Source organism: Halolamina sp. C58, assembly GCF_051195095.1.
In the GTDB taxonomy this organism is placed as follows: Archaea; Halobacteriota; Halobacteria; order Halobacteriales; family Haloferacaceae; genus Halolamina.
The window spans coordinates 711,207-722,880 of the sequence record NZ_JBNTJY010000001.1 but is presented as its reverse complement, the minus strand read 5'-3'; the positions used below and the strand labels follow the sequence as shown (position 1 = coordinate 722,880).

Here is an 11,674-nt window from a genome sequence, read left to right as displayed (position 1 = left end):
GAAACCGCGAGCCTCGACACCGTTCCCGGTGATTACGCCGCGCAAAGTCAGCCGAGCGCGTGGAGGCCCGCGGCGTCGCCGTAGTAGACGCGATCGCCGACCAGCGCGATCGGGTAGCTCCCGTTGGACGCGCCGGGCTCGACCGTCCACAGTCGTTCGCCGCTCGCGGCGTCGAACGCGCGGAGCACGCCCGACTCGGCCGTCGGCTCGCCCTCCGAACACGTCTCGTCGGTTGTCGTCTCCGCCGGGGTCCCGGCCGACTCCTCCCCGCCTTCGGAGACGCAGACGCTCGGTGAGCCCGGGTGGGCGCCGCCGGCGACGACCACCCCACCGCCGACAGCTGGTGTGCCGAGCAGTTCGCCGTCGTCGTGCCACTGCTCGGTCCCCGTCTCCCGATCCAGCGCGACCACCGAGGACTCCAGCGGATCGAGCGTCGCGTGGTAGGGAACGCCGTAGACGCGCTCGTCGTCGACCGCGAGCGCGCTCACGCCGCTCCAGTCGTACGGCGTCACCCAGCGTTCGTCGTCGGTCATGAGGTGGAACTGTCGGGCTGTCGCGTGCAGGTCGGCGACGCTGTCCCCGAACTGGCCGAGGTAGAACGCGCCGTCGACCAGCGCCGCCGAGACGATCTCCGGGTACCAGCCCGGCTCCAGCGTCTCGACGACCCGGGGCGCCGGCTCCCGGAGCAGGCCGTCTTCGACCTCGCCGGGTTCGAAGAAGCGCAGCCGTTCGCCGGTCACGACCGCGACCCGGCCGTCGTTGGCGACGAGCCGGGGGTAGCGATCGGTGTCGATCCGCCAGCGCTCCGCGCCGGAGTCGGCGTGGAGCCCCCGGAGTCGTTCGCGCTCGGTGACGTACACTGTCCCGCTGGACTCGAACACCGAGCCCGGCGCCATCTCCTCGGGCCCACGCCAGATCTCCTCGCCGGAGTCGGCGTCGAGCGCGACCAGCGTGTCCGCACTCACGTACAGCCGGCCCGCGACCCACGCGAGGCTGCCGCCGAACTCGACGCGCCACTGCTCGGTGCCGTCGGGGGCGACCGCGACAGTCGCGTCCTCGGAACTCGCGTAGACGAACTCCGGACCGACGATCACCGTGGAGACGACGCCCGGGAGCGACACTGACCACTCGGTCGCCGGTGCCGACCGCGGCGGGGTCGCGTCGGGGTTGTGGCGGGTGTTCCGCGCGCCGTAGTCTTCGGTCGGCCACGATTCGGCGGGCGGCGTCGTTCGGTGGTCGATCCGGCGCTGTGCAGCCGCCTCCGCGGGGTTCGATCCGCCGAGACAGCCCGCGCTGCCGACCGCGGCTGCGGCGGCGCTCGCCCGGAGGAAGCGGCGACGGGAGCGGGAGACCATAGCTCACGATGCGGCCTGTGCACACTTCGTTCCACCGGCCGCCGGTCGGGATCGGAGTGGCTCCCGAACGCACACGGGCGTTACGGTTTTAGGTGCCCGTCGCTAACTGTCGGGTACCGAATGAGGCGCGACTACTTCGAGCTGGACGTGACGAACGTCGACTGGGCGGCCGAGGGAGGCGAGCCCGCCCAGCCGCTGGTCGAGATCGACTTCAGTGGGCCCGGGGAGACGCTCCGGGAGCGCCTCAGCGACGCCGACGGCGACCTGCTCGACGGCGAGGACGTCGACGTGGCGTTCCGCCTGCAGGACGAGCTCGGGACCGACGACGTGGTGCCGGGGGTCGTCGCCGTCACCAACCGCGTCACCGGGGAGTACGTCCTCGAACTCAACGAGGAGTCCGACGACGTGCTGCGGTTCATCGAGGCCGCCCGGGCGTACGTCGAGGCCGAGGAGGAGGGCGGCTACCGCGTCATCGTCTCCATCGACGGCGACGAGATGGTCGAGTACGAGAAGGAGACGTTCCTCGTGTACGACGCCGACGGGGAGTTCCTGCGGGAGCGGAGCCTCATCCCGCCGGGCGTCGAGCTCTGAGTTTCTGCGGTAGAGGCGTTTTGCGAGCCGGTAGTGGTGTTCTCTCCAGTCTGTCGTGAGTAGGCAGGGTTGACGTTTTAGAGATTTACGGCGTTCTGAACATTGTGGAAATTCTGGATTTGATACGGTGTTCAAACGTTCTTTGGATTCTGGAACGGGGGAGACGGTGTTTGCTGCTTCGGCCACGAACAGGACCGCGGAGTGAGCTAGGCCACTTGCAACCGTGCCGCCCCGCACAGTCCTCAGACCTCCCCAGCCGATTCGCTCACTCCGTTCGCTCATCCCTCGCGCGCTCGTTCGCGCACGGAGGCGTCGTGCGGGCGACCCACGCGTCGCCCGCACTGCCAGCGAGACCGAAGGTCTCGCCCTGCTCACGTCGCGCGCCACCGCCGCCGCGGTGCGGTGGCAGTGGACGCCTCGCGGCCGGCGACGGTCGCCGGCCGCGGGGGGAGGGGTGGGGAATCGGCGCTGCGCCGAACCTCGTGTTCGGCGCACTGCGGTCGCAAGTGGTCAGCGATCGAGATGCTGTGGCGGTCGCTGTCCCAGTAGCCAACGATCGAGATGCTGTGGCGGCAGCCAACCGAAACACGGTCGACTCGCAATGCAGGTACACGTCACCGCCTCGCTCCGCGAAAACGGAACCCTAGACCGACTAGTTCCCGCGGCCCTGGAGCTTCTCCTCCTCGGGCAGGTCGACGTTCGACTCGCCCTTCATGCCGCCGCCCACGTCGGAGGCGATCGAAAGCAGCGCCTCGGGGTCGTCCCAGTTGTTCACCGCCTCGACGATCGCGCTGCCCATCTTCTCGGGGTTCTCCGCGCCGAAGATCCCCGACCCGACGAAGATCCCGTCACAGCCGTGGTACATCATCAGCGCGGCGTCGGCGGGCGTCGCGATCCCGCCGGCCGCGAAGTTGACGACCGGCAGCCGGCCGAGGTCGGCGGTCTCGTGGACGAGTTCACGCGGCGCCTCGTGCTCGCGGGCCCACATCTCGCGTTCCTCGTAGTTCATCCCCTCCAGCTTGCGGATCGCGCTCTTGATGTTGCGCTGGTGGTGGACCGCCTGATTCACGTCGCCCGTCCCGGCCTCGCCCTTGGTGCGGATCATCGCCGCGCCCTCGTCGATGCGCCGGAGCGCCTCGCCGAGGTTGCGCGCGCCACAGACGAACGGCGCGGTGAAGTCGCGCTTGTCGATGTGGTACGCCTCCTCCGCCGGGGTGAGCACCTCGCTCTCGTCGACCATGTCCGCGCCGGCGGCCTCCATGATCTCGGCCTCCTTCCGGTGGCCGATCCGGACTTTCCCCATGACGGGGATCGACACCTCGTCGGTGATCTCCGCGATCTCGGCGGGGTTGGCCATCCGGGCGACGCCGCCGCGCTTGCGGATGTCCGCCGGGACGGCTTCGAGGTGCATCACCGCGACGGCGCCGGCGTCCTCCGCGATCCGGGCCTGCTCGCGGTTCACTACGTCCATGATGACGCCGCCTTTCTGCATCTTCGCGAAGCCGCGCTTCACGAGGTCGGTGCCCCGTTTGAGCTCCTCGATGTCGTCCACTTCGTCCATACCCTCACTTGCGGCGGCCGGGACTTAAGGGGGGTGGCTTCGGCCCGTTCGGCCGGGAGTCGAACCGGCACCGGCAGCCCTTTGCCATCGCTGCCGGTCTGTCCGCACCGGCACCGGCAGCCCTTTGCCATCGCTGCCGGTCTGCCCGCACCGGCACCGGCAGCCCTTTGCCACCGCCGGACTGTCGCCCCAGTATGACTCTCCCGGGCTTCCTCCCGCGCTCGCGCCTGCCCGACCGCGACGCGCTGCCGCGCTGGCTCGCGCCGCTGCCCCGAGCGGTCGAGGACCTCGGACTGCGCGCGGTGTGGCTCGTCGTCCTCACCAATCTCCTCGGCACCGTCTTCGGCTTCTGGTACTACGGCGTCCACCCCCTCCCGCTGTCGGACCCGCTGATCACCGGCCAGCTCGCGGCGGAGCCGGCCGCGTTCTGGCCGCTGGTGCCGGACAGCCCCGTGGCGACGCTGTTCATCGCGCTGGCGTTCGGCGCGTGGGCGCTGGGCCGCGCGAACGAGTACCTCTCGGCGCTGGCCTTTTTCGGCTGCTGGAAGCTCGGCCTCTGGACGCCGTACGTGCTGCTGACGTTCTCGGACGCGTTCCGCGCGGTCAACCCCCTGCCGATGTACCTGTTCCTCCTGTTCAGCCACCTCGCGATGGTGGTGCAGGCGTTCGTCCTCCACCGGATCAGCGAGTTCCCGGTCCGCGCCGTCGCCGTCGCGGTGCTGTGGTACGGGCTGAACGACCTCGTCGACTACTTCGTCCCGGTGCTGGGCACGCCGCATCACACGCTCATTCCGGGGCAGACCATCGGCGTCGACGGCTTCTTCACCCACCCGCCGGAGATCCACGCGCTCGCGGCCGCCGGCGCGGTCGTGCTCACGCTGACGGCGACGTTTCTCACGCTCGCGACGCGAGTGAAGAAGCTGGAACTGCTCGCGAACCCGAGTTAGAGCCGCGAGATCACGGCGTCGGCCACCTCGTCGGTCGACGCCGCCCCGCCGAGATCCGGCGTTCGCGGCCCCTCGTCGAGGACACGCTCGACCGCCGAACGCACGTCCGCGGCCGCGTCCTCGTGATCGAGACTCTCCAGCAGCATCGCCGCGCTCAGGATCGCCGCCGCGGGGTTTGCCACTCCTTTGCCGGCGATGTCCGGCGCGCTGCCGTGGACCGGTTCGAACAGCCCGTTCTCCGCGCCGACGTTGGCAGAGGGGAGCAGCCCCAGCCCGCCCACGAGCCCCGCCGCGAGATCCGAGAGCACGTCGCCCGCGAGGTTCGGGCAGACGATCACGTCGTACTCGGTCGGATCGAGCAGCAGCTTCGTCGCCAGCGCGTCCATCAGCTCCGTCTCGTACGCCGCGTCACGCTCGTCGGCGACGGCGTCGACAGAATCGAGGAACTGTCCGTCGGTGACGCGCATCACGTTCGCCTTGTGGGCGACCGTCACGTCGGCGTCGCGCTCCGCGGCGTACTCGAAGCCGAACTCCGCGATCCGCCGGGAGGCGGACTCGGTGATCACACGTGTGAGCGTCGTCACGCCCTCGCCGAGATCGCTCTCGTGGCCCGCGTACACGCCCTCGGTGTTCTCCCGGACGAAGACGAGATCCGTCTCCGGCCGGAGCGCGTCGACGCCCGGGTAAGCCCGGGCGGGCCGGACGTTCGCGAAACTCCCCACAGCCTCCCGGAGCGGGAGGATCACGTCGGCCGCCGTCTCGCCCGCGGCGCCGAACAGCGTCGCGTCGGCGGCCTCGACGGTTTCGACGGTCGAGTCGGGCAGCGGCGTCCCGCGCTCCTCGGCGACCGCGTCGCCCGCCTCGGCCTCCCGGAAGGAGAAGTCGGGGTCGACGGCCGCCAGCACCCGCACCGCGGCGGGGACGACTTCTTGCCCGATCCCGTCGCCGGGGATCACGGCGATCTCGTCGGTCATCGGTCCGTGTAGGGCAGCGAGGCGGCCGTCTCCGCGACCTCCTCGGGGTTGGCGCCGAGCAGCGCGGTCGTGTCCCACTCGCCCGCGACGAGCGACTGGCGCTGTGCCGAGTCGACCGCGGCGTCGATCTCGCGGCCGTCGTAGCGCACCGTCTCGTCCGCCACGTCGACGGTGATCTCGGTGTCGGGGTGGGCCTCGACGTGATCTTGGAGCGCCTCGATTTCCTCGCTGTCGGCGGTCACGGTCGGAATACCGAGCGCGAGGCAGTTGCCCGCGAAGATCTCCGCGAACGACTCGCCGACGATGGCGTCGATCCCCCAGCGCATCAGCGCCTGCGGGGCGTGCTCCCGGGAGGAGCCACAGCCGAAGTTGGCGTTCACCACCAGCACGTTCCCGTTCCGGAAGCGCTCGTCGTTGAACGGGTGGTCCGTGGGCTGCTCGGCGGCCTCGCTCTCGGCGGCGAGCCCGTCGCCGCCCGCGTCGGCGCCGGTGTTCTCGTAGCGCTGATCGAAAAAGGCGAACTCCCCGAGCCCCTCGAAGGTGAGCACTTTCAGGAACCGCGCGGGGATGATCTGGTCGGTGTCGATGTCGTTCCCGCGCACCGGAACGCCCGTCCCCTCGACGGACTCGATCGCGGGCACGTCGACGGGGTCGCCGTCACCTCCGCTCATCGCGCCACCTCCGGCACCGCGTCGAGTTCGCGCACGTCGGTCACTTCACCCGTTACCGCGGCGGCGGCGACCATCTCGGGGCTCATCAGGATCGTCCGGCCGTCGGCGCTCCCCTGCCGGCCGACGAAGTTCCGGTTCGAGGAGGAGGCACACACCTCGTCGCCGACGAGCTGGTCGTCGTTCATCCCGAGACACATCGAGCAGCCCGCGCCGCGCCACTCGAACCCCGCCGCGCGGAAGATATCGTCCAGCCCCTCGCGTTCGGCGGCGGCTTTCACGCGCTGGCTCCCCGGGACGACGAGCCCGCGGACGCCGTCGGCCAGTTCTCGCCCCTCGACGACCTCTGCTGCCGCCCGCAGGTCCGGGAGCCGCGCGTTCGTACAGGAGCCCAGAAACGCCACGTCGACCGGGAACCCAGCCATCGGCTCGCCGGGCGTGACGCCCATGTGCGCCTGTGCGCGCTCGGCGACCGCGCGGTCCTCGGGCGGGAGGTCGGCCGGGTCGGGGACCGGCTCGGAGATCCCGACCGTCTGTCCGGGCGTCGTCCCCCACGTCACCGTCGGCTCGATCTCGCTGGCGTCGATCGTCACCACGTCGTCGTAGGTGGCGTCCTCGCCCGAGCGGATCGACTCCCAGTACTCCTTGCGTTCGGCGAACTTCTCGGCGTCGTTCTCGAAGGCGTCCGTCCCGGCCATCCACTCGTAGGTGGTCTCGTCGGGGTTGACGTAGCCCGCGCGGGCGCCGCCCTCGATCGACATGTTGCAGATCGTCATCCGGCCGGCCATCGACAGCGACTCGACCGCGGGGCCGCCGTACTCGTACACGTAGCCGACCCCGCCGTCGGTGCCGAGCTCGCCGATGATCGTCAGGATCAGGTCCTTCGCGGTGACGCCGTCGCCGAGTTCGCCCGTCACCTCGATCCGGCGGACGGCCTGCTTCTCCATCGCGACGGTGCCCGTCGCGAGCACGTCCCGGATCTGGGAGGTGCCGATCCCGAACGCCAGCGCGCCGACGGCGCCGTGGGTCGCGGTGTGGGAGTCGCCGCAGACGACGGTCATCCCCGGCTGGGTCAGCCCCTGCTCGGGGCCGACGACGTGGACGATCCCCTGCCGCCCCGTCTCGGGGTGGTCGAACGAGAGGCCGGCGTCGGCGACGTTTTCCTCCAGTTCGCTCATCATCGACTCCGCGGCCTCGTCGTCGTAGGGGCGCTCGCGGTCGTCCGTGGGGACGATGTGGTCGGCCGTCGCGTGAGTCCGTTCGGGGTAGGCAACCTCGAGGTCACGCTCCGCCAGCATCCCGAACGCCTGCGGGCTCGTCACCTCGTGGATGAGGTGGAGCCCCACGAACAGCTGGTCCTGCCCGCTGGGGAGCCGCCGGACGCGGTGGCGGTCCCACACCGCGTCGTACAGCGTCCCCTCACTCATACGGGCTCCTCGTCGGCTCCCTCCTCGGCTTCGCTCTCCTCGTCTGTCTCCCGGTCGACGCCGCGGACGTACGCCTCGTTCGCTTCGGGCGCGTCCTCGCGCGGCGTGTGGTCCACGTCGCCCATCGGCTCGTCGTCGCGGTCGCCCTCCTCGGCGGCCTCGGCCTCGCCGCCGTCGACCATCACGACTGTCCCGCGCTGGAACACCTGCGAGTCGCCGAAGCTCTCCCCCGTCATGGGGTTGGTGTGGCTCACGCCCCCCATCGTCCGCTGGCTGGTCTCCCGTCGGTCCGTCTCGTCGCGTCGTCGGCTCGTTGTGTCGGTGTGTCGGGTCATTGTCTCAGTCGTCCGCCGGCGTGTTGGCTGGCTCCCGGTTCTCCTCCGTCTCGCTCCACGCGAACAGCGCACGGAGCTCCTCGCCCACCTCCTCGATCTCGTGGTTCTTCTCGGCGGCGCGGCGCTGGCCGTAGGACGGCCGGCCGGCCTGATTCTCGGTGATCCACTCCGTCGCGAACTCGCCGTTCTGGACCTGTTCGAGCACGGTCTCCATCTGTTCGCGGGTGTGATCGTCGACGACCACCTCGCCGCGGGTGATCCCGCCGTACTCGGCGGTGTCGGAGACGGAGTCCCACATCCCGCCCATGCCGCCCTCGTACAGCAGGTCGACGATGAGCTTGAGCTCGTTCAGACACTCGAAGTACGCCATCTCCTCACTGTACCCGGCGTCGGTCAGCGTCTCGTACCCCGCCTTCACGAGCTCGGTGACGCCGCCACAGAGCACCGCCTGCTCGCCGAACAGGTCGGTCTCGGTCTCCTCGCGGAACGTGGTCTCGATCACGCCCGCACGGGTGCAGCCGATCGCGTCAGCGTAGGCAAGCGCCTCCTGTTTGGCCTCGCCGGTGGCGTCGCGGTACACCGCGATCAGCCCGGGCGTCCCCTCGCCGTCCGTGTACTGCCGGCGGACGATGTGACCCGGCCCCTTCGGCGCGACCATCGTCACGTCGACGTCCTCGGGCGGCTCGATCTGGTCGTAGTGGATGTTGAACCCGTGCGCGAACTGGAGCGTATCGCCGGCCTCCAGTTCGGGCGCGATGTCGTCGTACACGTCCGGCTGGACGTTGTCCGGGACGAGCATCGACACCACGTCGGCGGCCGCCGCGGCCTCCGTCGGCGTCGCGACGGTGAGTCCGTCCTCGCGAGCCGCCGTCCGGGAGGACGATCCCTCCCGCAGGCCGACGATCACGTCGACCCCGCTCTCCGCGAGGTTCTGTGCGTGTGCGTGGCCCTGACTGCCGTAGCCCAGCACCGCAACCGTCTTCGATTCGATGTAGCTGTGCGTCGCGTCCTCGTCGTGGTAGATGGTGTTCTCAGTCATCGTCAGTGTGCGCTCGCGCGCCCTCCGTGGTCGGCGTCGATCCGGCCGACGCCGCGTCGCTCCGCTGTCGTTCGTAGCGCGATTCCTCCGCGTCGGTGGTCCACTCGGTGCCGCGGGCCAGCGCGGCCGTGCCCGTCCGGGTCAGCTCCCGGACGCCGAAGCGCTGGAACGCCTCGATCGCCCGGTCGACCTCCGCGGAGCTGCCCGTCACCTCGACGGTGACGGTCCCGGGCTCGGCGTCGAGGGTTCGGGCGTCGAACATCTCGGCGACCGCCTCGACCGCCGCCGGGTCGTCGTCGTGGACTTTCAACACCGCCAGCTCGCGCCGGACGGCGTCCCGATCCAGCTCCCGGACCGAGATCACCGGCACCAGCTTCTCCAACTGCTTCTCGACCTGTCGGACGCCCGGCTCGGGCTCCTCGATGGTCAGCGTCATCCGGGCGGTCTCGGGGTTGGTCGTCGGCCCGACGGTCAGCGAGTCGATGTCGAACCGCCGGCGGCTCACCAGCCCCGCGACCTCCGCGAGCACGCCGGGCTCGTGTTTCACCAGCGCCGAGATGGTGGTCCGGCGCTCGGGGTGGCTGGCCTCGGCTTCCGGGTCGACGCGAACGCCCTCCGCCGATCGTCGGCCGCTGGGTCGCTCGCGCTCGTCCGGCCCGGGCCCCTGCAGGCCGTCGCGGTCGGCGTCGGGGTCGGCGAATCCGGCGTCGGTCGGCGACTCCCCGCTCATAGCTGCCCCTCCGACAGCGCGAAGCCGCTGTTGTCGCCGCCGCTCGGCACCATCGGGTAGACGTTCTCCTCGGGGTCGATCCGGGCGTCGACGACCGACGGGCCGTCGTGGGCGAACGCCGCCTCGAGCGTGTCGGCCACCTCGTCGTAGCCGTCGAGGGTGAACCCTTCCGCGCCGAACGCCTCGGCGATGGGCTCGAACTCGGGCATCCAGCCGTACTCCGAGGCGGTGTGTCGCCCCTCGAAGAAGGCGTCCTGCCACTGCCGGACCATCCCGATGGCCTCGTTGTTGAGCACGATCACCGTGATATCGAGGTTCTCGCGCGCCGCGACCGACAGCTCCTGCAGCGTCATCAGGAACGAGCCGTCGCCCTCGAAGCAGACGACCTCGCGGTCCGGTTCGGCGACTTTCGCGCCGATGGCGGCGGGCAGCCCGTACCCCATCGTCCCCAGCCCGTGGCTGGAGACCCAGCAGCGCGGGTCCCGGTACGTCCAGTATTGGGCGGCCCACATCTGGTGCTGGCCGACGCCGGTGGTGACGATCGTGTCGTCCGGTGTCGCGGCGTCGGCGGCCTCGACGACGAACTGCGGCTTCAGCGGCTCGTCGTCGGGCGCCGCGTAGGTCATGGGGTACTGTCGTTCCCACTCGTGGCACTGCTCGCGCCAGTCGGCGTAGCGGTCGTCGGCGTCGTCGGCCCGCGCCGCGAACGCGCCGTGGACCTGCTCGATCACCGCGGCGGCGTCGCCGACCAGCGGATAGTCCGCCTCGACGTTCTTCGAGATCTCGGCGGCGTCGATGTCGGCGTGGATCACCGCGGCCTCGGGCGCGAACGTCTCGACGCCGCCGGTCAGGCGGTCGTCGAAGCGCGTCCCGATCGCGAACAGGCAGTCGGTGTGGGAGATCGCCATGTTCGCCGCGCCGGTGCCGTGCATCCCCGCCCACGAGAGGCAGCGGTCGTCGTCCTCCGGGACGGCCCCGATGCCGGGCATCGTCGTCACCACGGGCACGTCGAACGCCTCGACGAACGCCCGCAGTTCCGGGCTGGCCTCGGCTTTCACCACGCCCCCGCCCGCGAGCACCAGCGGGCGCTCGGCGTCGGCGAGCGCGTCGGCCGCGGCCGCGACCGCCGACTCCTCGGCTCGGTCGGGCGTCTCGTAGTACTTGGGCAGCCCCGTCGCGGGCGCCTCGTCGCCCGTCGTCTCGCCGGTGGTCGCGTCCTTCGGCAGGTCGACCAGCGTCGGCCCGGGTCGCCCGGCGCCGGCGAGTTCGACCGCCTCGCCCACGGACGAGCCGACGGCGTCGGGCTCGCCGGCGACGTAGTTCTCCTTCGTGATCGGTCGGGTGACGCCGACGGTGTCGGTCTCCTGGAACGCGTCGTTGCCCAGGAACTCGGTCGGCACCTGCCCCGTCAGCGCGACGACGGGGTCGGAGTCCATGTCGGCGTCGGCGATCCCGGTCACGAGGTTGGTCGCGCCCGGGCCCGAGGTGGCCATACAGACGCCCGGCTCGCCCGTCACCTGACCGTACGCGTCGGCGGCGTGGGCGGCCGCCTGCTCGTGGGCCATCGTGACGTGCGTGGGCGCGGCGTCGGCCTCGGCGAGCGCGTCGTAGACGGGCATGATCGCGCCGCCCTGCACGCCGAAGACGTGCTCGACGCCCGCCGCCGTGAGCGCGGCGATCGCCGCGTCCGCGCCGGTAGAGGGCGCCTCGGACTCGGTCGACTGTTCGTCGCGCTGTTCCGCTCGGTCGTCGTCGCGCCGGCTCTCGGCCTCCCGTGGCCGTGCTGCGGCGCGTGCTGGCTCGCTCATCGTGTGACGTGACTGCAGGCTCGGTGGTCGGGTGGTGCGACGGTCGGTGGAGAAGTGGTGGCTGTAGGGGTCAGACCCCTACAATGATGAGCGAGACGCTGACGCCGAGCGAACCCGTGTGGCGTCGACGCGTCATATCCGGAGCGATGGCACCGACCGTGATAACTCTTTCCGCGCCACGTCACACCGTGACACGATCGCGAGCGCCGCGGCTGCCGCGGCGCGCCGTCGCGGGGTGG

The 11,674-nt window shown here is 70.8% G+C and carries 11 protein-coding genes; 2 read left to right on the top strand and 9 right to left on the bottom strand.

What is annotated here, in order from left to right:
• Positions 1 to 47 precede the first annotated feature (47 nt).
• Positions 48 to 1,355, bottom strand: coding sequence for a PQQ-binding-like beta-propeller repeat protein (locus ACQUSM_RS03780; protein WP_435115880.1), 1,308 nt, complete (start codon positions 1,353 to 1,355; stop codon positions 48 to 50).
• A 120-nt stretch (positions 1,356 to 1,475) separates the two neighbouring features.
• On the opposite strand from ACQUSM_RS03780, the gene ACQUSM_RS03775 reads away from it, so the two are divergent.
• On the top strand, positions 1,476 to 1,946 hold the full coding sequence (locus tag ACQUSM_RS03775; RefSeq protein WP_435115878.1) for a DUF5793 family protein: 471 nt from the start codon (positions 1,476 to 1,478) through the stop codon (positions 1,944 to 1,946).
• 652 nt (positions 1,947 to 2,598) lie between these two features.
• Here ACQUSM_RS03775 and pdxS read toward each other — a convergent pair.
• Entirely contained in the window at positions 2,599 to 3,507 is a 909-nt protein-coding gene (gene pdxS, locus ACQUSM_RS03770; RefSeq protein WP_435115876.1) for a pyridoxal 5'-phosphate synthase lyase subunit PdxS, read from the bottom strand.
• A 194-nt stretch (positions 3,508 to 3,701) separates the two neighbouring features.
• Here pdxS and ACQUSM_RS03765 point away from each other — a divergent pair, with 194 nt between their 5' ends.
• On the top strand, positions 3,702 to 4,454 hold the full coding sequence (locus tag ACQUSM_RS03765) for a DUF1405 domain-containing protein (RefSeq protein ID WP_435115874.1): 753 nt from the start codon (positions 3,702 to 3,704) through the stop codon (positions 4,452 to 4,454).
• On the opposite strand, the gene ACQUSM_RS03760 is transcribed toward ACQUSM_RS03765, so the two are convergent.
• From ACQUSM_RS03760 to ilvB, 7 genes are read right to left on the bottom strand one after another with little or no spacing between them, the layout of a single operon-like run.
• Positions 4,451 to 5,428, bottom strand: coding sequence for an isocitrate/isopropylmalate dehydrogenase family protein (locus tag ACQUSM_RS03760; protein ID WP_435115872.1), 978 nt, complete (start codon positions 5,426 to 5,428; stop codon positions 4,451 to 4,453). The two genes, ACQUSM_RS03765 and ACQUSM_RS03760, sit on opposite strands and share 4 nt — an antisense overlap.
• Positions 5,425 to 6,099 (bottom strand): 3-isopropylmalate dehydratase small subunit, encoded by a 675-nt coding sequence (locus ACQUSM_RS03755; RefSeq protein WP_435115870.1) that lies wholly within the window; start codon positions 6,097 to 6,099, stop codon positions 5,425 to 5,427. Before ACQUSM_RS03755 ends, ACQUSM_RS03760 begins: the two co-directional genes overlap by 4 nt.
• Positions 6,096 to 7,523, bottom strand: a complete 1,428-nt coding sequence (gene leuC / locus ACQUSM_RS03750; RefSeq protein ID WP_435115868.1) for a 3-isopropylmalate dehydratase large subunit — start codon at positions 7,521 to 7,523, stop codon at positions 6,096 to 6,098. Before leuC ends, ACQUSM_RS03755 begins: the two co-directional genes overlap by 4 nt.
• Entirely contained in the window at positions 7,520 to 7,858 is a 339-nt protein-coding gene (locus tag ACQUSM_RS03745; protein WP_435115866.1) for a hypothetical protein, read from the bottom strand. The genes leuC and ACQUSM_RS03745 overlap by 4 nt, the downstream gene beginning before the upstream one ends.
• A 4-nt stretch (positions 7,859 to 7,862) precedes the next feature.
• On the bottom strand, positions 7,863 to 8,897 hold the full coding sequence (gene ilvC / locus ACQUSM_RS03740; protein WP_435115864.1) for a ketol-acid reductoisomerase: 1,035 nt from the start codon (positions 8,895 to 8,897) through the stop codon (positions 7,863 to 7,865).
• Complete coding sequence (gene ilvN / locus ACQUSM_RS03735; protein WP_435115862.1) at positions 8,890 to 9,627, bottom strand: acetolactate synthase small subunit; 738 nt, start codon at positions 9,625 to 9,627, stop codon at positions 8,890 to 8,892. The genes ilvC and ilvN overlap by 8 nt, the downstream gene beginning before the upstream one ends.
• A complete protein-coding gene (gene ilvB, locus ACQUSM_RS03730) occupies positions 9,624 to 11,435 on the bottom strand; it encodes a biosynthetic-type acetolactate synthase large subunit (protein WP_435115860.1) in 1,812 nt (603 codons plus the stop codon). The genes ilvN and ilvB overlap by 4 nt, the downstream gene beginning before the upstream one ends.
• Positions 11,436 to 11,674 lie beyond the last annotated feature (239 nt).